The sequence below is a fragment of the Paracoccus sp. SY genome, assembly GCF_002901215.1.
Classification (GTDB): domain Bacteria; phylum Pseudomonadota; class Alphaproteobacteria; order Rhodobacterales; family Rhodobacteraceae; genus Paracoccus; species Paracoccus acridae.
The window spans coordinates 179,496-203,142 of the sequence record NZ_NWMQ01000001.1; the positions used below are offsets into that span (position 1 = coordinate 179,496).

The following is a 23,647-nucleotide window of genomic DNA, read 5'->3' on the forward strand; positions in this document are numbered from 1 at the left end:
TCGGTCTGTTTATACGAAGCCGTTGTCTTGCTGAGACAGGCCCTCTGACGGAGCTCTCAGTTCGAAAACCAAACCATCCTGTTTGTAGATCAGTTCCGCCGATCCGTTGAAGTATCCGGCCAGTGCCTGTTCGATCATGCGGCTGCCGAAGCCTTTTCGGGACGGCGGTGCGACCGGCGGACCATCCGCCTCGGTCCAGTTCAAGTGGAACTCACGCTCATTGCCGCAGGGCGTCTCGCACCACTGGACGCGGACATGGCCTCCGTCATTCGACAGGGCGCCATATTTCGCGGCGTTCGTGGCCAGTTCGTGCAGCGCCATTGTCAGGGCCAAGGCTTGTTTCGACCCTATCGGCAAGTCTGGGCCCTCAAGGATGATGCGGCCGTCCTTCATGCGGTGGGGGGTCAGAGCAGCCTCGATCACCTCGGTGATCGACGTTTCGGTCCAGGTCGCCTTCACAAGGCGATCATGCGCCTGGGCCATCATGCCGACCCGAGACTGGATCGAGGTCCGGGCATCGTCAAGGCTTTCGGCCTGCCGCAGGGTCTGGGACACGATCGCGTGGACCATGGCCATCGAATTCTTGACCCGGTGGTTCATCTCGCCCAGCATCAGCCGACGTTGTTCTTCTTCAAGCTTGATCCGGTTGATGTCGGTGCAACTGCCGTACCATCGGATGATCCGTCCTTCCGCATCGCGGACGGGCTGAGCGCGGCCAAGAACCCAGCGGTATTCGCCCGAATGATGCTTCAGGCGATACTCGATCTCGTACGGCTGCCCGCTTTCCAGGCTGTGACGCCAGCGTTCCCAGGTTCTTGAAAGATCATCGGGATGGAACAGGTCCGCCCATCTTTCACCGTCGGTTGAACCCTGCGGCATGCCCGTGAATTCATACCAGCGGCTGTTGTAATAGTCATGGTATCCGTCCGGCTGCGTGGACCAGATGATCTGGTCAACCGAGTCGGCGATCGCGTGGAACTTGGCCTCGCTTTCGTAAAGCTGGGCTTCTCGCATCTGCAATTCCTGCATCCGGTCCCGGGCCTCGTACTGTCGGGCCCGTGCCTTGAGCGCCGAACGGACAGATCGCACCAGCTCCTCGGCGTGAAGGGGACGCGACAGCAGGACGGCGTTCTGCAAGGCGTCGATGGCCATTCCAGCGCGGGCAGGGCGGTGGTGTACGGTGCCGTTTGCCAGGACGATGAACGGGACATCCGACCAGGACGGTTGACCGGCCAATGCCTCGATCAACCGCCGGTCGCCCGTTCCCGCGGCCAAGGCCTCCTCCGTGACAAGCGCGACCCCGATGCAGTCCCCGATCAACGAGGCCAGTCCGCCGATGTCGCGAACGACGATCGAAGGGATCCCGACCTTGCCCAACAGATCGACGGCCACGGCGGCATCCCGCCCCCGCGGCGCCAGGACCACGACCGACAATCGTCCGTCGGTTGCCGCATCCGGGTCTTGCCGCGGGTCTGTCGGGCGGCCGATCACGATGGGCACGTCTCGTCTTGATCCAAAGGTGCGGGACCGCCAGCCGTCGGAACCAGAATCGGTGTCCCGGAAAGGAGGCCCATGAAGTTCCGGATCGGCTTCCCGATCGCAAGACCGTTCCCATCGATCTTCAATTCACGGACCGTCCGTTCGTGATCGGACGTGCGCGTCTTGATCACCGCGATGGACTTGCGCACCTCGCCCCCTGCCTCGAAGAAGCGCAGCATCACCACCGTATCGGCCAGGTAGCTGATGTCGAGATCGGAACGCAGGTCGCCCATGACGCCATGCTGCCCCAGGATCATCAAGGACACCACACCCTGCTGCGTCAGATAGCTCAGCAATTCGTGCATCTGCAGGACAAGGAAGTTGTCGCTGGGCATTGCGTGCAGATAGGCATTGAGGCTGTCGATCACCACAAGGCGGGCATCATCCCTTTCCACCGCGTTGCGGACGGCGCCGGCAAATTCGCCGGGCGACAGTTCGGCCGGATCGATCTGCCGGATCTTAAGAAGCCCGTTGTCGATGAAGGGCTGCAGATCCATGTTCAAGGCCTTGGACCGGATCAGCAATGTTGCAAGCCGTTCGTCGAACAGGAAATAGGCGGCCTTCTGGCCGCGCCTCATCGCGGCGATCATGCAGCGCACGGCCGTTGTGGTCTTGCCCGCGCCGGCCGGTCCGGCCAGCAAGGTATTCGTTCCCGGAAACAACCCTTGGCCCAGAAGCGCATCCAGTTCGTCAATGCCGGTCGTGACGGGTTCGCTGGAAAAGCTGCGGTAATGATCGGCCGCGATCAGACGGGGATAGACGCAGATCCCGCCTCGTTCGATCGTCAGGTCGTGATAGCCTCCGTGATACTGAAGCCCACGCATCTTGATCACGCGCAGCCTGCGCCGTTCTGATCCGAAATCATTGGCCATCTGTTCCAGCGAGATCACCCCATGGGCGATCGAATGAAGCTGCAGATCCCCGGGTTCGGCCGTCCGGTCATCCAGCATGAGAACGGTGCAGTTCCTGCGGGCGAAGAAATGCTTCAGCGCCAGGATCTGCCGACGATAGCGAAGCGGATTTTGCGCCAGAAGCCGCAGTTCGGACAAGCTGTCCAGGACCACCCGCGCCGGATCGGTCTTCTCGACCAGTTCGAAGATGCCGCGGACCGTTTCGCCCAGCTCGACCTCGCTGGGATGCAAGAGAGACTGTTCATAATCCGCCCCGAATTCGTCTTCGGTAAGGATCTCGAAGACGTCGATCCCATCCAAGGTAAAGCCGTGCGACTGCGCAACCGCCCGCAGTTCGCTCTCGGTTTCGGACAGGGTGATGTAAAGGCCTCGTTCACCGTTGCCGCGCCCTTCCAGCAAGAACGCGAGCGCCAAGGTCGTCTTGCCAGAGCCGGGAGTTCCCTCGACAAGATAAAGCCGCGACGGGGTCAATCCCCCGCGCAAGACAGCATCAAGGCCGGATGTTCCGGTCAGCAGTCTTTTCTGGGGATCGACCCCGCTCGTCTCGCGCATGCTGTCGATGCCCTGTCCTGAAATAGCGGCCGGTCTGGATAAAGAAGGCCCAGACTGCTTCCATGATGAACTCATCTTCTTTCAGCACGTTCCCCAGACGCACCTTGGATGCAAGCCACCTATCGCGTTAGCAGCACTTGCTCCACCTCATAAGTGCCGGTGGATCAATGAACTTGCCCGCATGCCGGGCGGGCGACGCCCCAACGATGCTGATTGAGGCGTTTAGCCTGCCGGGCAGGGGTTGGCTGCCTTGAACCGGCAGATCACCGCATGTCTCTTGGCAAAGAACCGCTGTCCGTTTCAGGGGGACGGGATCGGCGATACCGGACGCGCGATCCCTTGAATGCCCTGGGCGCGCACGCCCGATATTCCTTCCTCGGGTGCGGGCAGGGCAGGGGCTCCGAAAAAGCCTAAGACATGAATTCAGGCAAATTTACCCGGCAATCTGCGCAGCAAGACCTGCGGGCGTGACACCGATGTGCATTACGCGTAGCACTCGGGAACGACTGGAACCCTGATCCGCGGTATAAATGAGCAATCCTTCCGAAGAACGCCGTATTGATCTCGAAATTCACCGCACCAAGGCAAGCTCCGACCCCTTTGCGGCGGCGATGCGCGCCACGCGGATGCCCATGCTCATCACCGATCCGCGGCAGCCCGACAATCCGATCGTCTTCGTCAATGACGCCTTCGGCAGGCTGACGGGATATACGCGAGAGGAGACCCTGGGCCGCAACTGCCGTTTTCTGCAGGGTCCCGGCACCAATGTCGATGATGTTGATCGCTTGCGTCAGGCCATCGCAAGGCGCGTTCCGGTCGAGGTGGAACTGCTGAACTACAAGAAGGACGGCGGCATCTTCTGGAACAGGGTCCTTGTCTCGCCGGTCTTCGATGGTGATGACCTGACCTATTTCTTCGCCTCGCAACTTGATGTCACGAAGGACAAGATCGCCGGCCTGGCGGCTGACGGGTCTTCCGAGGAGGATGCGCAACGTCGGATTGCCGATCTGATCGCTGCCGAGGACCGGTTGCATTTCACCTTGAAGGCGGGTGGTCTTGGCACCTGGACCTTGGACATACCGAACCAGCGGCTTGTCGTGTCTGCTTTGTGCAAGGCAAACTTTGGACGCGGCCCAAGCGACGAGTTCGGATATCAGGACCTGCAATCCTCCATCCACCCCGAGGACTATGAACGCTGGCAGCGAACCCTTCATGCTGCGTTCGAGTCGGATGGGAACTTTCATATCGAATACCGGATCAACCTGCCTCACGGGGGCCTGCGCTGGATCGAAATCCGGGCAAAGACACGCTTTGACGACGCCCATCGACCTGTCACCCTCAGTGGCATCTCTCTCGACATCACAGAGCGCAAGGAGGCGGAGGCCTATAGGGCATTGGTGACGCAAGAGATGAACCATCGCATCAAGAACACGCTGGCGACCGTTCAGTCCATCGTCAGCCAGTCGCTTCGCGCAGAACTGCCCTCGAACGAGATGCGAAAGGTCGTCGCCGAGCGGATCGAGGCACTCAGCGGCGCCCATGACATTCTTGCGGAGAACGACTGGGACGTGGCCGGTCTGCGGCAAACGGTGGAGCGTGCCTTGCGCCCGTTCAATGCCGACGGCCGCATCCATTACTTTGGCTCCGATCTGGAGATCAGGCATGCCGTCAGCAGCGCGCTGACGCTGGCGCTGCACGAGCTTGCCACAAACGCGCTCAAGTATGGGGCACTTTCGGGCGACAGCGGCCGGGTGCGTATCGAATGGAGCGTCAACGAGAGCGAGTTCGTGCTGACCTGGGACGAGACCGGCGGCCCCGAGGTGACGCCGCCAACCCGAACCGGCTTTGGCAGCCGCATGATCGAGAAGGTCCTGTCGGCCACGGTCGAGGGCAGTGCAGGTGTGGAGTATCGGCCGCAGGGGATACATTTCGAACTTCGTGCATCCATGATGGCCCTGACAGGTTCTGCAACGAAGAACAGATAGAATGCGCCATTCAGCGGCCAGGATCTTAAGACAGAACTGTGCAGGGCGCTGACGCGGTCCAAAACCAGGCACCGATTTCCCGGCGTCCCGCTGAAACGATCCAGCGAAGGCGCCGCCCATGCCTTTGTGGCACAGAGATGCTGCGCGCCATCCGGCCAGGGCCTTGGCCATATCTGCCGCCAGCTTTCAGTTCCGGCGCTCTAAAGGAGACGAGGATATCTGGCGACCTTGCATCCGTGTTGCTTTCACAACTTCATTGGGGTCGAACACGGAAGGTCGCGCTGCAAGATAGCGCGTCCCCCCCAACGACATATCATATAATCTGTATTATGCAACAACAATGCTCTGCGACTATGGCCGGGCTTGTTCTTCCCTGTGTCTTTTTACAAAGTCGCACCTGAAAACCCGCTCGGAGGATGTCATGGCCGTATCGCCACCTGTTTGTGACTTTGGCGCTCCGTGGCACCATTTTGAACTGCCAGGAACAGATGGTCGGACTTACCGGCTGACGGACGTTGCAGGGCCGCGTGGCACCTTGGTGATGTTCATCTGCAATCACTGTCCTTATGTCCAGTCCATCATCGACCGGATCGTGCACGACGCGCGAGAGATGCAGGCTGCGGGCATCGGGGTCGTCGCCATCTCGGCCAATGATGTCGTCGAATATCCCCAGGATGGGCCTGACCATATGAAGGCCGAAGCTGAACGCCGCGGCTTTACCTTTCCTTATCTTTACGACGAAACCCAGGATGTCGCGCGCGCCTATGGTGCCGAATGCACCCCCGACTTCTTCGGCTATAATGCAGAGGGAAAGCTGCAATATCGCGGGCGTTTTGACGCCTCGGCCAGAACACCCGGTCCGGCCGAGGCCCGACGGGAGCTTCTGGAAGCGATGCTGCAAATCGCCGAAACCGGCAAGGGACCGGAAAAACAAATTCCGTCAATGGGTTGCTCGATCAAGTGGAAGGCTGCATGAACGTCTGCCTTGCCCCCTGCCCGATTGTATTCGACCTTGACGGCACCCTGATCGACAGCGCGCCGGATATCCATGCCTGCGTCAATTACGTTCTTGAAGAACATGGCACGCCGCATCTGACGCTGGAGCAGGTGCGCGCCTTCATCGGCGGCGGTGTCGATGTGCTGTGGCAAAAGATCATTGCCGCACAAGAGCTTCAGGATGACAGGAAGCCGGAATACATGGCGGCCTTCATGGCCTGCTATCACGATGCGACACAGTTGACCGCGCTTTTCCCCGATGTGATCCCGACGCTGGAAACGCTTGCGGATCGTGGACACCCCCTGGGCATCTGCACGAACAAGCCCTTGGCGGTCACGCAGGCTGTCCTGTCCCACTTCGGCATCGCGCATCTGTTTGGCAGTGTCATCGGCGGCGACTCGGTTCCCGAACGAAAACCCCATCCCGCCCCCTTGCGTGCCGCCATCCAGGCCCTTGGCGCCGACCTAAGGAATCCCAAGGCGATCTATGTGGGCGACAGCGAATTCGACGCAGCATGTGCATTGGCGGCATCGGTGCCCTTCCTGATCTATACCAAAGGCTATCGCCAGACCCCCATCGAGGAGTTGCCTCACCTGGCATCTTTCGACGACTTCGCGGCACTGCCCGCCATGATCGAGACGCAAGCGTTGGCATTATCCGCGCATTGATCAGCCGGCACGAAGGAACCTGCACACGCTTGACATTGCGGACGCAGATGCGCCAATCCAAGGCTGTGCCACGGAAAGGCTTGTCATGGATCTTCGCCAGCTTACACCGAATCTTGCGGTTTCTCCGCAGATCGACCTTGAAGACGTCGCCCTGCTGGCCGGATCGGGCTTCAAGACACTGATCAACAACCGTCCCGATGACGAAAGCGGTGCGGTGGATCACGAGGTCATGGCAAAGGCCGCCGCTGATGCCGGGATGGAATATCACTATCTGCCCTTCCGACCCGGGCAGATCAGCCCGGATCTGATCCAGGGCTTCGCGGCTGCGCTTGACGGGGCCAAACCGGCAATCGCCTATTGCCGGTCGGGCAACCGGTCCACGGTTCTCTGGGCGCTTGCCCAGTCGGGCAAGCTGTCCGAGGCTGAGGTTCTGAACACCGCTGCCCAGGCAGGCTATGACCTGTCGGGCGTGGTGCCCTTGATGCGGTCCCTGGCGGGCGCCAGCCGCTGATCCTTACGCGGGAACGCCCAAGGCGCGCTTGACATTGGCGGTCCATCCCAACAGGCGCAGGTCGTCAGCGACGATGGCCGGGCGCTTCATCACGCTGGGCTTTGCGCCCATCATCGCCACCGGATCCCCTGCCCGTTCGTCGTCGGACATGCCCCGCCAGGTCAGGCTTGCGCGGTTCACGATCTTGTCGCCGAAATCGGCGACCAGGCGGCTGCGTTCGTCCTCAGTCAGCGGTTGCTTCTGGACGTCGCGGAAATCCACGGTCCAGCCGTTCTCCTGCAAGTCCGCCTGTGCCTTCTGGCAGGTGGAACAATGTGACAATCCATAAAGCGTCAGGGATTTCATGGCAGGATCCAGGTCAGACAAAGGGAACCAGCGGCACACCGCAGGCAGACAGGGTAAGAAGCGCGGCAAGGGCCAGGAACAGTTTCACGGTCAGCTCCGATAGGGTTATGCCGAATGGCTTATTTCCGTCCTGCGCGTGTGCGGCAAGTCACAAATCGCCTGCCGGACCGTGCTTGTGCAGGCTGCGGCGAACCTGACGCATCGCCCACCAGACGATCAGCACCGCGACTGGGGTCAATCCTGCAATCAGATAAGCCTTGTCCACGCCCAGGGCCGATGCCACCGGATAGAGTGCGTAGGACAGCAATCCCACCGTGTAATAGCTGATCGCGACGACAGACAATCCTTCAACCGTATGTTGCAGGCGCAGTTGCAGGTCGGCGCGGCGATCCATGCGTTCCAGCAGCGCCTGGTTCTGGGCGGACCGTTCGACATCCACCCGCGTGCGCAGCAGATCGGCGGCGCGCCGCGTCCGTTCGATCATCGCGCGCAGCCGATCCTCGGCCGAGGCGACGGTGCGCATGGCAGGCCGGTAGCGGCGGCGCATGAATTCGTTCAGCATCTGCCGTTCCAGGAACCGTGTCTCGCGCAAGGCGGAAACCCGGTCCATGACGATCGCTTCATAAGCCTTGGTTGCCCCGAACCGGAAGAAATGCTGGACCGCCTGGGCTTCCAGTTCGGCCGACACCTCCAGCAGTTCGTGCAGCACCGTCTCGGCCGGGCGCGCATCGTCGTGCATGCCGTCCACGATGGCCGACAGGCGCGGTTCCAGTTCGTTGAGACGGCGCGACAGGCTGCGCGACCGGCCGAGGCCCAGCATCGACATCGCGCGATAGGTTTCCAGTTCCACCAGCCGATGCACGATGCGGCCGATCCGGCCAGGCCCCACATCCGGGCGCACGAAGACCGCGAACCGCATCCAACCATCGGGGTCGATGCGGAAATCGCCTGCGATCATCGCGGCTTCTTCCAGCACCCAAACCGCCGTCAGGCTGTCGCGGGCGAACCATGTGCCTATCCGTTCAAGCGCGTCGGCAGGATCTTCCGGCAGGATGTCGACCTGGACCATCACGGCGGCAACCCGACGTCCGGGCGCGGCGGCTTGCCAATCCGCCGAGAAGATCGCCCCCGCGCTTGGATCGAAGGGCCGGATCGGCAGGCCGGGAGTCGTGGCCATGTAGGTCACGAATTCCGTATGGCTTTCCCACTTGAGGTCATGCCTGCCCAACCGCCCCTGGTAATGGCTGTCGTCGGGATCGGGACGTGGCCCGCCATGGCGCGAGGTCAGCGCCGTCAGATGCGCCATGTCCCGGTCCCGGTCGCGATTGGCCGCGTCCCGGGGTTCCTTGAAGGCCACGAACGTGCAGGTCGCGGGGGCTGTCAGGCGGGGCGAGGGGCGGGCATGCAGTTCGTTGACAAGATCGTATCGCAACGGGTGTTCGATATCCGGCCCCACGCCATTCTCCCTTTCAGTTCCTGCGGCTGAACAGGATATACAGCACGCCGCCCAGCACCGCGCCGATCAGCCAGCCAAAGCCGGACAGCGCCTGCAAGGCGGGCAGCCAGACCGTTCCGATGGAAAAGACCGCCGCGATCCCCACTGCCATGATGGCGCGCCGGTTCCAACCGCCATCATAGTAGTAGCGACCCGACGGATCCGCGCTGAACATCTGATCGACATCCAGGCGCCTTTGCTTGACCACATAGTAATCGGCGATCAGGATCCCGTACAACGGTGCAAGGATCGCGCCCAGCGTGTCCACGAAGCCCGCGATGCCGATGGTGGAAATCACCGATACCCACAAGGCCCCGATGACGAAGGCCACCGCTGCGGTGATGATCCCGCCCGTGCGAGCGCTGATCAGCGATGGCGACAGGTTGGCGATGTCATAGGCGGCGGGCACGAAGTTGGCGACCAGGTTGATGCCGACCGTGGCCGCAAAGAACGTCACCGCCGCGATCAGCGTCAGGGCAAGGCTGTCCACGCGTTCGACGATGGCGGTTGGATCGGTCAGCCGTTCTCCGAACAGCACCACGGCACCGGCGGTGATGAACAGCGCTATGAAGGAAAAGAACGCCATGGACACGGGCAGGCCCCAGAAATTGCCCACGCGCATCTGCCGTTCGGTCTGAACGAAGCGCGAGAAGTCGCCGAAATTGATCACCACGGCCGCGAAATATGCCACCATGGTTCCCACCACGGCAATGAAACCCGACACCGTGCTGTATTCGCTGTCGCCGCCCTGGAAGATGACGCCGATCTCTGACCAGATGCCGTTGCCCGCCTGATACCAGATCATCAGCGCCAGCACGATCATCACCACATAGACGAAGGGACCGGCCCAGTTCAGGAACCGCCCCACCCAGGCGATCCCCATCATGAACAGCCCGATCTGGAATCCCGCCACGATGATATAGGCGATCCAGTCCACGCCGTTCAGGCCCAGGAACCCGCCGCCCGTGTCCTCGATGCCGAACAGCGCGTGGATCGCCAGCGCCACGGCGGTCGAGGCGAAATAGGTCTGCACCCCATACCAGAAGATCGCGACGATCCCCCGGATCAGCGCCGGAAACCGCGCGCCCCTCACGCCCATCGAGGATCGCGCCATCACCGCATAGGGAATGCCGTAGCGGACCGAGGGACGGCCCGACAGGTTCACCAGCCACATGACGATCAGCCCCGATACGACGATCGCCGTGAAGGTCAGCCAGCCGTTCAGGCCATAGGACAGGAACAGCGACGCGGCCAGGGTATAGCCGAACAGGCTCTGGATGTCGTTGTTCCAGACGTTGAAGATCTCGAACGCGCCCCAGTGCCGCCGTTCGTGGGGGACGGGCGCAAGGTCCTCGTTGTAGAGCGATGGATCACCGCTGGCGATATGGATATAGTCCGGATGGTTCACTGGTCTGTCCCTGCCCTTGTGGTGTTTCTTTCAACTGCATCACAGCCGAAAGTTGACCTAACGCCAAGCGTGACGATGCAGGGACAAGGTCCGGCGGCGTGAAATCTGTATTGCGGGAAAATGCATTTACAGATTGCCCGCGCCGTGGGCGGTTCGCGCACGAATCAACAGGGGGACGGTCGCCCGTCCCCCTGTTCGTTCTTAGTCGATCATTGGCAGCAGCTTGTTCAGGCTGTCCTTGGCGTCGCCATAGAACATGCGCGTGTTCTCCTTGAAGAACAGCGGGTTTTCGATCCCCGAATAGCCGGTGCCCTGCCCGCGCTTGCTGACGAAGACCTGCTTGGCCTTCCAGACCTCCAGCACCGGCATGCCGGCGATGGGGCTGTTCGGGTCGTCCTGCGCCGCAGGGTTCACGATGTCGTTCGAGCCGATGACGATCACCACGTCGGTCGAGGGGAAGTCCTCGTTGATCTCGTCCATCTCCAGCACAATGTCATAGGGCACCTTGGCCTCGGCCAGCAGCACGTTCATATGGCCCGGCAGGCGGCCCGCGACGGGGTGGATGGCAAAGCGCACCGTCTTGCCCGCTGCGCGCAGCTTGCGGGTCAGTTCGCTGACCGCGCCCTGCGCCTGCGCCACCGCCATGCCGTAGCCCGGCACGATGATCACGCTGTCGGCGTCGTTCAGGGCTGCGGCCACGCCTTCGGCGTCGATGGCGATCTGTTCGCCCGTGATCTCGGCAGCCGGTCCCGCCTCGCCGCCAAAGCCGCCCAGGATCACGCTGACGAAGTTGCGGTTCATCGCCTTGCACATGATGTAGGACAGGATCGCACCGCTCGAGCCGACAAGCGCGCCCACCACGATCAGCAGGTCATTGCCCAGCGTGAAGCCGATGGCCGCCGCCGCCCAGCCGGAATAGCTGTTCAGCATCGACACCACGACCGGCATGTCGGCCCCGCCGATGCCCATGATCAGGTGATAGCCGATGAAGAAGGCCAGCAGCGTGATCAGGATCAGCCACAGGATCGCCGGCCCGACGCCCGCGCAATAAAGGATGCCCAGCAGGATCGACAGGCCCAGTGCGCCCGCGTTCAGCATGTGTCCGCCCGGCAGCTTCCTGGGCTTGCCATCGACACGGCCCGCCAGCTTGCCGAAGGCCACCACCGATCCGGTGAAGGTCACGGCGCCGATGAAGATGCCCAGGAAGACCTCGATCTTCAGCATCGCGATCTCGGCCGGGGTCTTGTTGGCAAGGACCGCCGCGAAGCCCTGGAAGACGTGAACGCCCGGTTCGGCCTTGGCGCGCAGGACGCGGGCCAGTTCGATCTGGGCGTTGAAGCCAACGAAGACCGCCGCCAGACCCACCAGCGAATGCATGGCGGCGACAAGCTGGGGCATCTCGGTCATCTGCACGCGCTTGGCGACGACCCAGCCGATGGCGCCGCCGATGGCAATCATGATGATCGACAACAGCCAGTTGCCCGCGCCCGGCCCGATCAGCGTCGCCAGAACGGCAAGCGCCATCCCCGCGATGCCGTACCAGATCGCGCGCTTGGCGCTTTCCTGCCCCGACAGGCCGCCCAGCGACAGGATGAACAGCACGGCTGCGACCACATAGGCCGCGGTGGTGAATCCGTATTCCATTGCTGTCCCCTTACGACTTCTGGAACATGGCAAGCATCCGGCGCGTGACCAGGAAGCCGCCGAAGATGTTGACGCCCGCCATCAGCACGGCAAGCGCGCCCAGCAGGACGACCCACCAGGACCCGGACCCGATCTGCATCAGCGCGCCCAGGATGATGATGGAACTGATCGCGTTGGTGATCGCCATCAGCGGCGTGTGCAGCGAATGGGCGACGTTCCAGATCACGCGGAAGCCGATAAAGCAGGCCAGCACGAAGACGATGAAATGCGCCATGAAGCTGGCGGGCGCGACGGCCCCGATCACCAGCAGCACAAGCGCACCTGCCACCAGCAGCGTGACCTGCGACCTGGTTTCCGCCTTGAAGGCGGCAACCTCGGCGGCGCGGCGTTCCTCGACCGTCAGTTCGCGCTTCTTCTCCTTGGGCTTCTGTGCCGCGATGGCCGCGATCTTGGGCGGCGGCGGCGGCCAGGTCACGTCATGGTCGCGGGTGACGGTCGCCCCCCGGATCACGTCATCCTCCATGTTGTGCTGGATCACGCCGTCCTTCTTGGGCGTCAGGTCGGCCATGAAGTGACGCACGTTGTTGCCATACAGCTCGGACGCCTGCGCGCCCATGCGCGACGGAAAATCGGTATAGCCGATGATCGTCACGCCGTTTTCCGTCACATGGCGTTCGTCGGGGATGGTCAGTTCGCAGTTACCGCCACGCTCGGCCGCAAGGTCCACGATCACGCTGCCGGGCTTCATCGCCTCGACCATGTCGCGGGTCCACAGCTTCGGCGCATCGCGGCCGGGGATCAGCGCGGTGGTGATCACCACGTCCATCTGCGGCGCAAGCTCTCGGAACTTCGCAAGCTGCTTTTCGCGGAATTCGGGCGACGAGGGCGCGGCATATCCGCCTGTGGCGGCACCGTCCTGCGCTTCCTCGAAATCGAGGTAGACGAACTCGGCGCCCATCGACTCGATCTGCTCGGCCACTTCGGGGCGGACGTCGAAGGCATAGACCTGCGCGCCCAGCGAAACGGCCGTGCCGATCGATGCCAGGCCCGCGACCCCTGCCCCGACGACCAGAACCTTGGCCGGAGGCACCTTGCCAGCCGCCGTCACCTGGCCCGTGAAGAAGCGGCCAAAATTGTTCGCGGCCTCGATCACCGCGCGATAGCCGGCGATATTGGCCATGGACGACAGCGCGTCCATCTTCTGCGCCCGGCTGATGCGTGGCACCATGTCCATGGCGATGGCGGTGATGCCCTGTTCCTTGGCCTGGGCCAGCAATTCGCTGTTCTGGGCGGGATAGAAGAAGCTGATCAGCGTCTGTCCCGGCTGCATCTGCCCGATCTCGGCCTCGGACGGCTGGCGCACCTTGGCTACCACATCGACCGACCGGATCAGTTCGGCTGCGGAAGGCAGAACCGTAACCCCCGCCGCGCGATAGCTGTCGTCCGAAAAGCCGGCCCGCGCCCCTGCCCCGCTTTCGACAAAGACCTCGTGGCCCAGCTTCATCAGATGTCCGGCAGAGGATGGCGTGACGGCAACCCGCGCCTCACCCTCGAAACCTTCCTTCAACGCGCCAATCTTCATGGCTGTGTTGCCCCCCGCTCGCTTTGTTCCGGGTGACAGATAGCATCGCGAAATATTCTTTCACAAGTCCGTGCGTGGCCCATGCAGGACAAATGTCGAATGCCGCCGTGACGCACAAAGAAAACGCCCGAGGCCGGCCGGCCTCGGGCGCATGTCCTGCTTATGCCGAACGATCAGTTCGCCGGCGCCGTGGTTGCCGGCGCGGGAGTCGTCGTGGCAGGAGGCGTGGTGGTGGCCGGTTCCTCGACCGAAACCGCGTCGTCCACGGCCTCACCCACATCGCTGGCCGTATCCGCAGCGGCGGCGGCTGCATCGTCGGCCGCATCGCTGGCGGCGTCGGCTGCATTCTCGGCGGCGGTGCCGGCCGCATCGGCGGCGCTGTCGGCGGCAGACGCGGCGTTTTCGGCGGCATTCTCGGCGGCTGCCGCTGCATCATCCGCAGCCTCTTCCGTCGCGGCGGCCGCATTGTCCGCGGCAGCCTCGGCGTCCTCCGCGGCGGCTTCGGCATCGGCGGCCGCATCGCTGCCGGCGCCGGTTGCGGGCGCGTCGGTGGTCGTCACCGTGGTCGTGTCTCCGTCAACCGCGACGGTATCGTCGCCGGTGAAGCGCTGCAGCACGAAGTAGGCCAGCGCAAGCGCCAGAAGAACGCCGATGATCAACGGCAGCGGCGAGGAGCGACGCTCGACCGGCTCGACATAGGTTTCGTTTCGGACAAGCGGGTCGGCAGGACGCGCGGGATCCGCCGGGCGAGTGCGGTTCGGATCGTTCGGGTCATAGGTCATTGCTGGCCTCCAAAAGTTCTATGATGAGACACCGGTTTAAGCGTCGCCGCAGATGTGTTCTGCCGGTGGTCCCGTGTCAATCAGACCGAACGGACCCAGAGGTTGAACCAGCCGACTTGCGACCCGGCCTTCAGGCGACTAACACGTTGGACAAGATGAAGTTCCGCGCGGCGGGGCAGCTTTTTCAAGGCGGGGATGCCATGACCACGACAACCGGGCAGAATGTGCAATTTCTTGCCGACTATCGCCCTTATCCCTTTGTTTTGTCGTCAACCCGCATGACGTTCCGCCTTTCGGCCACGGATACCCGCGTGCTGACCGCCTTGTCGCTGGCGCCGCGCCATCCAGACCGGCCCGAGGACCTTGTTCTGGATGGCGGCAAGGGGGTCCGGCTGCTGTCCCTGACGATCGACGGCGCGGTGCCCGACCCCGCGCATGTCCGGCGCGAGGGTGAAACCTTGACGATCACCGCAGCCGCCCTGCCCCGCCATTCCTTCCTTCTGGAAACCGAGGTGGGCATCGATCCGTCCGCGAACACGGCCTTCGAGGGGCTGTATATCTCGAACGAGATGTTCTGCACCCAATGCGAGGCCGAGGGGTTCCGCCACATCACCTTCTATCCCGACCGTCCCGATGTGATGGCGACATTCCACGTCACCATCGACAGCGACCTGCCGGTGCTGCTGTCGAACGGCAACCCGGTCGGCCAGTCGCAGGGCCGCGCCGAATGGCACGACCCCTGGCCCAAACCGTCCTATCTGTTCGCGCTTGTCGCGGGCGATCTGGTCGCGGTCAGCGACAGCTTCACCACCCGGTCGGGCCGCAAGGTCGCGCTGAACGTCTGGGTGCGGCCCGGCGATCAGGATCGCGCCGGCTTTGCGATGGAATCCCTCATCAAGTCGATGAAATGGGACGAGGATGTCTATGGCCGCGAATACGACCTGGACGTGTTCAACATCGTTGCGGTCGATGACTTCAACATGGGAGCCATGGAAAACAAGGGGTTGAACATCTTCAACTCGAAACTGGTGCTGGCCAGCCCGGAAACCGCGACGGACGGCGATTACGAACGGATCGAGGCTGTGATCGCCCATGAATATTTCCACAACTGGACCGGCAACCGCATCACCTGCCGCGACTGGTTCCAGCTTTGCCTCAAGGAAGGGTTGACGGTCTTCCGCGACCAGCAGTTCACGTCCGACATGCGGTCGGCGGCAGTCAAGCGCATCGAGGATGTCCAGGCCCTGCGCGCCCGCCAGTTCCGCGAGGATCAGGGACCGCTTGCCCATCCCCCGCGTCCCGACCGATACGAGGAGATCAACAATTTCTACACCGCGACCGTCTATGAAAAGGGCGCCGAGGTGATCGGGATGCTGAAGCGCCTTGTCGGGGACGATGGTTATCGCCGGGCGCTCGATCTTTACTTCAACCGCCATGACGGAGACGCGGCCACCATCGAGGACTGGTTGAAGGTCTTCGAGGACGCGACCGGACGCGACCTGACCCAGTTCAAGCGGTGGTATACCGATGCCGGAACGCCCCGCCTGACGATGGCCGAGGATTGGCAACCCGCCGAAGCAGGCGGCACCCTGGCGCTGACCTTCACCCAGGAAACACCCGCCACGCCCAGACAGACCGAAAAACTGCCGCGCGTGATCCCCATCGCCCTGGGCCTGATAGGTCCCAACGGGGATGAAGTCGCGCCCACCCAGGTGCTGGAAATGACCGAGGCGAAGCAGTCCTTCACCTTCGATGGCTTGGGTGCGCGCCCGGTCGTATCGGTCCTGCGCGGCTTTTCCGCGCCTGTCATCTTGTCCCGCCGGTTGGACGACGCCACACGCGCCTTCCTGCTGGCCCATGACACCGATCCCTTTGCCCGGTGGGAGGCTGGCCGCGACCTGGCGCTGTCGGCCCTGATTGCGGCCTCGCAGGGGCAGCCGGTGACCCGCGACTATGTCGAGGCGATCGGCCGCCTGATCGCCGATGACAGCGCAGACCCCGCCTTCCGCGCCTTGTGCCTGAGCCTGCCCGGAGAGGAGGAGATCGCCACCCGCTTGTTCAACCAGGGCATCACCCCCGATCCCGACGCGATCCATGCGGCACGCGAATCCCTGGCCCGCGACCTAGCCGAGACGCATCTGGACCTGCTGTCGCGCCTTTATACCGCCATGACGGTCGAAGGCCCCTATCGTCCCGATGCTGCCGACGCTGCGCGCCGGTCGTTGCGCAACGCGGTGTTGGCACTGCTGACCCGCATCGACGGCGGCGAACGGGCCGAGGTCCTGTTCGGTGTTACAGGCAACATGACCGAACGCATCGCCGCCTTGACGGCTCTGCTGCGGCGCGGACGCGGGCAGGCGGAACTGACTGCGCTGCATGACCTGTTTGCGGACAACCGTTTGGTGATGGACAAGTGGTTTTCCGTCCAGCCGATGGCAGCGCCGCCCGCGCAGGCCGCACAGGTCGCCCGCAGCCTGTCGCAGCGGAAGGATTTCGACTGGAAGAACCCCAATCGGTTCCGCGCGCTGATCGGCGGGCTTTCGGCCAACCATGCCGGTTTCCACGCCGCCGACGGATCGGGTTACGACTTCGTGGCCGATTGGCTGATGCGCATGGATCCCGTGAACCCGCAGATTGCCGCCCGCATGTCCACTGCCTTCGAAACCTGGACCCGATACGACGCGGGTCGTCGCGCCAAGGCCTTGGCGGCATTGGAACGAATCGCCGCAGTCCAGGGTTTGAGCAAGAACACCCGCGAGATGGTGTCGCGGATGATCGCCGCCGGTCGATGATCGCGGTTGCGGGCGCCCCGGCAGCGGGGCAGAAAGGCCGGGATGACTGACCGTTACGCCGATGCCAGGGCCGAGATGCAGGCCCGCCTGGACCCGCTGATCGCAGAACGGGCGCCTTGGCTTTATTCCGGCAAGCCGCATCACCGCATCGCCAAATGGGCGATGATGGGCCTGCTGCGCTATCCGACCACGATCCGGCTGGGTGCCGAGTTCCGGGATCTGCCCACCCCCGAGATCATGCGCCGCATGACCGACCTGATCGTCCGCGATGTCCGGGTCGAGGGGATGGAGCATATCCCCGCGACCGGCCCCGCGTTGATCGTGTCGAACCACCCCACGGGCATCGCGGACGGGATCGTCGTCCATGCGTTGATGTCGCATCTGCGCGACGACCTGTTCATCTATGCCAACCACGACATGATCCGCGTGCTGCCGCAGACGGCGGATTTGATCGCAGGCGTGGAATGGCGCATGGAAAAGCGCAGCCATGCCAAGACCAAGGCCACGATGGATTACACGCGCGAGGCCTTGGCGGCGGGCCGGATCGGGCTGATCTTTCCGTCAGGCCGTCTGGCCAAGCGGCAGGGGCTGACGCTGCACGAACGGCCCTGGATGGCAAGCGCCGCGATGATCGCGCGCAAGTTCGGCGTGCCGGTCATCCCGATGAACATCCGGGCGCGCAACTCGGCGCTGTTCTACCTGCTGGACGCGGTCCATCCCACACTACGGGACGTGACCCTGTTCAACGAGGTCCTGAACAAGCGCAGCCAGCCTTACCGCATCACCGTGGGTGCCCCCATCGACCCCGCGACCCTGCCCAGGGGCGAGGATGCGATCAACGTGCTGCGCGACGCGGTGCTGGCCCTGCCCTCGCCCGGCCCCGATGCCGCGCGCCTGATGCAGGATCGCGGCGGGGCTCGGCTGGTGCGCGGGTCCGAAGGCCTGGCCTAGGCGGCAGTCCCACCCCCGCTTCATCTTCTGTGTGGAAATATCCACGGGGGTCCGGGGGCAGTCAGCCCCCGGCCTTCGCCTGCCCGCAAGGGCAGGAAATCCGGCTCAGACCGCGGCCTTGCGGCTTTCCTCCAGATAGATCTCGCGCAGGCGGGTCGCCACCGGGCCCACCTGCCCCGTCCCCACGGCCGCCCCGTCGATTTCCACCACCGGCATCACGAAAGCCGAAGCCGAGGTGATGAAGGCCTCGTCTGCGTCTTGCGCTTCCGCGATCGTGAAGCTGCGTTCCTCGACCTGCATCTGCGCCTCGGCGGCAAAGCGAAGCACAGCGGCGCGGGTGATGCCGTGCAGGATGTCGTTCGACAGCGCGCGGGTGACGATGGTGCCGTTCTTGACGATATAGGCGTTGTTGCTGGTGCCCTCGGTGACCAGGCCGTCCTCGACCATCCAGGCGTCGTCCACACCGCGGGCCTTGGCCTCCATCTTGGCCATGGACGGATAAAGCAACTGCACCGTCTTGATGTCGCGGCGCGCCCAACGCGCATCCTCGATGCTGATGACCTTCCAGCCCGTTTTTGCCGCAGGTGCATCCGCAAGGCCGGGCTTGGATTGCGTGAACATCACCACCGTGGGCCCGGTGCCCGCCGGGGGATAGGCAAAGTCGCGGTCGCCCGGATTGCCCCGCGTGACCTGCAGATAGACAAGCCCGTCGGTGATCGCGTTCTTTTCCACCAGGGCGCGGAAGGCCCGAAGGTATTCGTCGTCCGACAGCGGGTTGTCCATCGCCAGTTCGCCCAGCGACCGCTTCAGCCGGACCATATGACCTTCGAAATCCAGCAGCTTGCCATCCAGAACGCTGACAACCTCATAGACGCCGTCGGCCATCAGGAACCCCCGGTCGAAGATCGAGATCGTGGCCTGATCCTCGGGCAGGTACTCGCCGTTTACATAGACCGTGCGCGTCATGGTGTCCCCTTCGGTTCCGCGGTTGTGGCAGCGGTCCTGCGCCCAAAGCGCCGCGTCGTCAAGACAAACCAAGGTCCGGGCTTGATGCTGCAGGTGCGAAAGAATATTGCTGGCATCGACGCAAATCTTTTCGGAACATGTCCATGAGCTTTCGCACCCAGCCTCTGCCCCCTGCCCGTCTCAACCGCTGCCAGCTGTTCGGCCCCGGCTCGCGCGAGAGCCTGTTCGAGAAGATGGCAAAGTCCGCCGCCGACGTGATCAACCTGGATCTGGAGGATTCGGTTGCCCCCGCCGACAAGGATCGGGCACGGGCCAACATCATCCAGGCCATCGGCGACATCGACTGGGGCGACAAGACGCTTTCGGTCAGGATCAACGGCTTGGATACGCCCTTCTGGTATCGCGACGTGGTGGATCTGCTGGAACAGGCGGGCGACAGGCTGGACCAGATCATGATCCCCAAGGCCGGGAACGCCAGCGACATCTATGCGGTGGACGCCCTGGTGACCGCCATCGAACGCGCCAAGGGTCGCACCAAGCGCATCAATTTCGAGGTGATCATCGAAAGCGCGGCAGGCATCTGCCATGTCGAGGAGATCGCCGCCTCATCCCCCCGGATGCAGGCGATTAGCCTTGGGGCCGCGGATTTCGCGGCCTCGATGGGCATGGCGACCACGGGCATCGGCGGGACGCAGGAAAACTATTACATGATCCGCGAAGGGCAGAAATACTGGCCCGACCCTTGGCACTGGGCGCAGACGGCCATCGTCGCCGCCTGCCGCACCCATGGGCTGCTGCCGGTGGACGGGCCTTTCGGCGATTTCAGCGACCAGGACGGCTTCATCGCCCAAGCCCGCCGGTCCGCCACCCTGGGCATGGTCGGCAAATGGGCGATCCATCCCAGCCAGGTCGCCCTTGCGAACGAAGTCTTTTCCCCCAGCGAAGCCGCCGTCACCGAGGCGCGAGAGATCCTGGCCGCGATGGAAAAGGCCAAGGCCGAGGGCGCGGGCGCGACGGTCTACAAGGGGCGGCTGGTCGATATCGCCTCGATCAAGCAGGCCGAGGTGATCGTGCGGCAGGCGGAACTGATCGCGGGATGACCTTCCCGTTGCGGCGGTCTAGGGCCGCCGCAGCTTCTGGAAGGCCGCCGATGCCCCCCAGCCTGCGGCCACCGCCACAAGCAGCGACATCAAGCCGTAAAGAAACGGCTGGTCGAAGGCCAGCCGGTACAGCCAGCGTTCCAGGCCGACCTTGCGCACGTTGATCGGCGCCACGAAAACGTCGATCACATGCCCGTCACGCAGCAGGAAGATCCGTGTCTTGTAGGCCCCTTCGACCAGGTTCGCGGGCAGGCTGACATCGGCGCGGAACAGGGTCTGGTCGATCAGCGACACGCTGCCTTCGTCCAGGCGATACAGGCCCTCGTCCTCGCGGATGCGGATCAGGGCCTCGGTGAAGGGAACGGCGCTTTCGACGGCGACCTGGCCCGCAAAGGCCCGCATCGCCAAGGGAAGCGAAATTCGATAGCGATTGTCGGCCTCGGGCAGCAGGATGTCATCAAGCGCGGCCGAGGTGGCAACGGCATAGAAGCCCGGCGCCGCGCCGATCCGCACGGATTGCGAATTGACCCAGATCCCTGCCTTGCGTTCCTTGCGCCAGACCGTGACGCCGCTGGACGGCGCCTCGACCGTGACGATCACCTGCAGGGGCGGACCTTCGGGGATGGGGCTTTCGCGCTTGATCGCGCCATAGATCAGGATGTCCGATCCGTCGAAGCTGGCGGTGATCGCCACGCTGTCGCTGGACAGCCCCGCCACCACGGTTTCCGCAGGGGGCGCATCGGGCGGCCCGGCCTCGATCGGCAGGGCGTCGGCGCCGCCCGGCGGGACGGTCGATTGCGCGCTTGCCGTGCAGGACAAGACCAGCAGCATCAAGGCGGCGATCCGTCCCCGCATCAGCCGATACCCGGCTGGACGACATACAGGTTGTCCGGCGTCAGGAACAGATCCAGCGCCAGCTTGCCGCAGACCGCCAGCACCAGCAGCGCCAGCAGGATCCGCAGCTGTTCGGCCCGCAGCTTGGCGCCAAGCGTGGTGCCGAACTGCGCGCCCACCACCCCGCCTAGGATCAGCAGCACCGCCAGCATGATGTCCACGGTGTTATAGCTGACGGCGTGCATCAGCGTCGTGAAGGCGGTGACGAAGGTGATCTGGAACAGCGAGGTGCCGACGACGACCTTGGTCGGCATCCCCAGCAGATAGATCATCGCGGGCACCATGATGAAGCCGCCGCCCACCCCCATGATCGCGGCCAGGACGCCGACCGCAAGCCCCACCAGAAGCGGGGGGAAGACGCTGATATACAGGCCCGAGGCGCGGAACTTGACCTTCACCGGCCAGCGATGGACCCAGTTGTGCTGGTGCAGCCGCTTGCGATGGCCGGGTTTGGACGACCGGCGCAGCGCGCGGATGCTTTCCTGCAGCATCATCGCGCCGATCAGGCCCAGGAACACGACATAGCAAAGCTGCACGACCAGATCGACCTGGCCCAGTTCCTGCAGCAGCGTGAAGACCCAGACCCCCATCCAGGATCCGACAAGGCCCCCCGCCAGCAGAACGCCCCCCATGCGGAAATCCACGCTCTTGCGTTTGACATGGGCCAGCACGCCGGAAACCGACGAGGCGACGACCTGGTTCGCGCCCGTCGCCACCGCGATGGGGGGCGGGATGCCGATAAAGAACAACAGCGGCGTGATCAGAAAGCCGCCGCCCACGCCGAACAGCCCGCTCATCACGCCGACAAGCCCGCCAAGTCCGATCAGCGTGAAGGCATTGACGGACACTTCTGCGATGGGAAGGTAGATCTGCATGAACCCGCGCGCCGTTTGCGTTGTGGAAAAGGATGCAACGGCCCGGCAATGCCGTCAAACCGCTTTCGGGCGCTTGAAGCGCGTGGACCGCACCGCTAAGCAGGAACGAAGACGTGAACTGGCGCTTTTCCGCGCCCCAGGACCGGCCGGACAATGCGCATCTTGATCACCAACGACGACGGCATCAACGCACCGGGGCTCGAGGTTCTGGCCGAGATCGCCGCCACGCTTGCCGGCCCTTCGGGCCAGGTCTGGACCGTTGCCCCCGCCTTTGAACAATCGGGCGTGGCCCACTGCATCAGCTATTCCCACCCGACCATGGTGGCGCGGCTGGACGAACGCCGCTATGCGACCGAGGGAAGCCCGGCCGACTGCGTTCTGGCCGCCCTGTGCGACATCATGGCGGACGCGCCGCCCGACCTGGTGCTGTCGGGCGTGAACCGGGGCAACAATTCCGGCGAGAACGCGATGTATTCCGGCACCATCGGCGGGGCCATGGAGGCCGCGTTGCAGGGCCTTCCCGCCATCGCCCTGTCGCAATACCTGGGGCCGAAGACGGCCAGCCTGGCCGATCCGTTCGAATGCGCGCGCGAGCATGGCGCGGCGGTGATCCGGCGGCTGCTGGATCATGGCGACTGGACCTCGGATGCCGATTTCCGGCTGTTCTACAACATCAACTTCCCCCCGGTCCCGGCATCGGCGGTGCGTGGGACGCGGGTGGTGCCGCAGGGGCGCCGGCAGGGCACGAATTTCCGCGTCGTGCCCCATACCGCGCCCAATGGCCGCCGCTTCATGTGGGCCGCGGGCGGCGCGCAGAACGCCCCCGCCCGACCCGGCACCGATGTGGCGGTCAACATGGACGGCTTCATCTCGGTCACGCCCATGCGGGCCGACCTGACCTGCCATGTGTCGCTGCGCGAGATGGAAAACCTGTTCGACGACAGCCCCAGGGCGGAGAGCCGATGAACGAAGGTCACGACGACGAAGACGACCCCGCCGAGCGCAAGATGCGCTTTCTGTTCCAGTTGCGGTCGCGGGGCGTCACCGATCCGCGGGTGCTGGCGGCCATGGAACGGATCGACCGCGGCCTGTTCGTTCGCGGCCAGTTCGCCGACCGCGCATACGAGGACACGCCCCTGCCCATCCCCTGCGGGCAGACGATCAGCCAGCCATCCGTCGTGGGCCTGATGACGCAATCGCTGAACCCCGGCCCGCGCGACACCGTGCTGGAGATCGGGACGGGGTCTGGATACCAGGCGGCGGTGCTGTCGGGTCTGTGCCGTCGCGTCTATACCGTTGACCGTCATCGCCGCCTGGTGACCGAGGCCGAGGCGATCTTCCGTCACCTGGGCCTGCACAACATCACCGCCCAGGTGGCCGATGGTTCGCGCGGCCTGCACGATCAGGCGCCCTTTGATCGCATCCTTGTCACCGCCGCGGCCGAGGATCCGCCGGGCCCGCTGTTGGCACAGTTGAAGATCGGCGGTATCATGGTCGTGCCGGTGGGGCAGTCCGATGCGGTCCAGACGTTGATCCGCGTCACCCGGACGGAAACCGGCTATGACTATGACGAATTGCGGCAGGTGCGATTTGTGCCGCTGGTCGAAGGGTTGGGACCGACATGACCCGGATCTGCGGCACGGCAGGTTG

General features: G+C 63.8%; 20 protein-coding genes. 9 read left to right on the forward strand and 11 right to left on the reverse strand.

Features of this window, described 5'->3' with window-relative positions; all coding sequences use genetic code 11:
• Positions 1-9: 9 nt before the first annotated feature.
• Both CK944_RS00880 and CK944_RS00885 read right to left on the reverse strand, forming a co-directional pair.
• Positions 10-1,500, reverse strand: coding sequence for a sensor histidine kinase (locus CK944_RS00880; protein ID WP_239985934.1), 1,491 nt, complete (start codon positions 1,498-1,500; stop codon positions 10-12).
• Positions 1,488-3,002, reverse strand: a complete 1,515-nt coding sequence (locus CK944_RS00885) for an ATPase domain-containing protein (protein ID WP_103171125.1) — start codon at positions 3,000-3,002, stop codon at positions 1,488-1,490. The genes CK944_RS00880 and CK944_RS00885 overlap by 13 nt, the downstream gene beginning before the upstream one ends.
• 530 nt (positions 3,003-3,532) lie before the next feature.
• On the opposite strand from CK944_RS00885, the gene CK944_RS24280 reads away from it, so the two are divergent.
• The 4 genes from CK944_RS24280 (at position 3,533) to CK944_RS00905 (ending at position 7,163) form a co-directional block, all read left to right on the forward strand.
• Complete coding sequence (locus tag CK944_RS24280) at positions 3,533-4,987, forward strand: HWE histidine kinase domain-containing protein (RefSeq protein ID WP_103171126.1); 1,455 nt, start codon at positions 3,533-3,535, stop codon at positions 4,985-4,987.
• Between the two features lie 421 nt (positions 4,988-5,408).
• A complete protein-coding gene (locus tag CK944_RS00895) occupies positions 5,409-5,963 on the forward strand; it encodes a thioredoxin family protein (RefSeq protein ID WP_103171127.1) in 555 nt (184 codons plus the stop codon).
• Positions 5,960-6,652 (forward strand): phosphoglycolate phosphatase, encoded by a 693-nt coding sequence (gph, locus tag CK944_RS00900; RefSeq protein WP_103171128.1) that lies wholly within the window; start codon positions 5,960-5,962, stop codon positions 6,650-6,652. The genes CK944_RS00895 and gph overlap by 4 nt, the downstream gene beginning before the upstream one ends.
• 85 nt (positions 6,653-6,737) lie before the next feature.
• Complete coding sequence (locus CK944_RS00905; RefSeq protein WP_103171129.1) at positions 6,738-7,163, forward strand: TIGR01244 family sulfur transferase; 426 nt, start codon at positions 6,738-6,740, stop codon at positions 7,161-7,163.
• Between the two features lie 3 nt (positions 7,164-7,166).
• On the opposite strand, the gene CK944_RS00910 is transcribed toward CK944_RS00905, so the two are convergent.
• From CK944_RS00910 to CK944_RS00935, 6 genes are all read right to left on the reverse strand, one after another.
• Positions 7,167-7,508 carry an arsenate reductase family protein gene (locus CK944_RS00910; RefSeq protein WP_103171130.1) on the reverse strand — a complete coding sequence of 114 codons (342 nt, stop codon included), beginning with the start codon at positions 7,506-7,508 and terminating at the stop codon, positions 7,167-7,169.
• Between the two features lie 148 nt (positions 7,509-7,656).
• The gene (locus tag CK944_RS00915) at positions 7,657-8,964 is read right to left on the reverse strand and encodes a DUF3422 family protein (RefSeq protein ID WP_103171131.1); all 1,308 of its coding nucleotides are present in this window, start codon (positions 8,962-8,964) and stop codon (positions 7,657-7,659) included.
• Between the two features lie 13 nt (positions 8,965-8,977).
• The gene (locus tag CK944_RS00920; RefSeq protein ID WP_103171132.1) at positions 8,978-10,411 is read right to left on the reverse strand and encodes an NCS1 family nucleobase:cation symporter-1; all 1,434 of its coding nucleotides are present in this window, start codon (positions 10,409-10,411) and stop codon (positions 8,978-8,980) included.
• Between the two features lie 201 nt (positions 10,412-10,612).
• On the reverse strand, positions 10,613-12,055 hold the full coding sequence (locus CK944_RS00925; protein ID WP_103171133.1) for an NAD(P)(+) transhydrogenase (Re/Si-specific) subunit beta: 1,443 nt from the start codon (positions 12,053-12,055) through the stop codon (positions 10,613-10,615).
• Positions 12,056-12,065: 10 nt separating this feature from the next.
• On the reverse strand, positions 12,066-13,637 hold the full coding sequence (locus tag CK944_RS00930; protein WP_103171134.1) for a Re/Si-specific NAD(P)(+) transhydrogenase subunit alpha: 1,572 nt from the start codon (positions 13,635-13,637) through the stop codon (positions 12,066-12,068).
• Between the two features lie 173 nt (positions 13,638-13,810).
• Complete coding sequence (locus CK944_RS00935; RefSeq protein ID WP_103171135.1) at positions 13,811-14,419, reverse strand: hypothetical protein; 609 nt, start codon at positions 14,417-14,419, stop codon at positions 13,811-13,813.
• 200 nt (positions 14,420-14,619) lie between these two features.
• Between CK944_RS00935 and pepN the strand changes: the two genes are divergently transcribed.
• Together pepN and CK944_RS00945 are read left to right on the forward strand one after the other, a co-directional pair.
• A complete protein-coding gene (pepN, locus tag CK944_RS00940) occupies positions 14,620-17,211 on the forward strand; it encodes an aminopeptidase N (protein ID WP_103171312.1) in 2,592 nt (863 codons plus the stop codon).
• Between the two features lie 42 nt (positions 17,212-17,253).
• A complete protein-coding gene (locus tag CK944_RS00945; RefSeq protein WP_229665159.1) occupies positions 17,254-18,162 on the forward strand; it encodes a 1-acyl-sn-glycerol-3-phosphate acyltransferase in 909 nt (302 codons plus the stop codon).
• A 105-nt stretch (positions 18,163-18,267) separates the two neighbouring features.
• Here the strand turns inward: CK944_RS00945 and CK944_RS00950 are convergent, their stop codons facing one another.
• Positions 18,268-19,128 carry a D-amino-acid transaminase gene (locus CK944_RS00950; protein WP_103171314.1) on the reverse strand — a complete coding sequence of 287 codons (861 nt, stop codon included), beginning with the start codon at positions 19,126-19,128 and terminating at the stop codon, positions 18,268-18,270.
• Positions 19,129-19,271: 143 nt separating this feature from the next.
• Here CK944_RS00950 and CK944_RS00955 point away from each other — a divergent pair, with 143 nt between their 5' ends.
• Positions 19,272-20,228: an L-malyl-CoA/beta-methylmalyl-CoA lyase gene (locus CK944_RS00955; protein ID WP_103171315.1), complete on the forward strand. Its 957-nt coding sequence runs from the start codon at positions 19,272-19,274 to the stop codon at positions 20,226-20,228.
• Positions 20,229-20,246: 18 nt separating this feature from the next.
• Here the strand turns inward: CK944_RS00955 and CK944_RS00960 are convergent, their stop codons facing one another.
• Positions 20,247-21,083: a TIGR02186 family protein gene (locus tag CK944_RS00960; RefSeq protein ID WP_103171136.1), complete on the reverse strand. Its 837-nt coding sequence runs from the start codon at positions 21,081-21,083 to the stop codon at positions 20,247-20,249.
• Positions 21,083-21,997, reverse strand: a complete 915-nt coding sequence (locus tag CK944_RS00965) for a sulfite exporter TauE/SafE family protein (protein ID WP_103171137.1) — start codon at positions 21,995-21,997, stop codon at positions 21,083-21,085. The genes CK944_RS00960 and CK944_RS00965 overlap by 1 nt, the downstream gene beginning before the upstream one ends.
• A 153-nt stretch (positions 21,998-22,150) precedes the next feature.
• Here CK944_RS00965 and surE point away from each other — a divergent pair, with 153 nt between their 5' ends.
• The gene (gene surE / locus CK944_RS00970) at positions 22,151-22,963 is read left to right on the forward strand and encodes a 5'/3'-nucleotidase SurE (protein WP_103171138.1); all 813 of its coding nucleotides are present in this window, start codon (positions 22,151-22,153) and stop codon (positions 22,961-22,963) included.
• Positions 22,960-23,622 carry a protein-L-isoaspartate(D-aspartate) O-methyltransferase gene (locus CK944_RS00975; protein WP_103171139.1) on the forward strand — a complete coding sequence of 221 codons (663 nt, stop codon included), beginning with the start codon at positions 22,960-22,962 and terminating at the stop codon, positions 23,620-23,622. Before surE ends, CK944_RS00975 begins: the two co-directional genes overlap by 4 nt.
• Positions 23,623-23,647 lie beyond the last annotated feature (25 nt).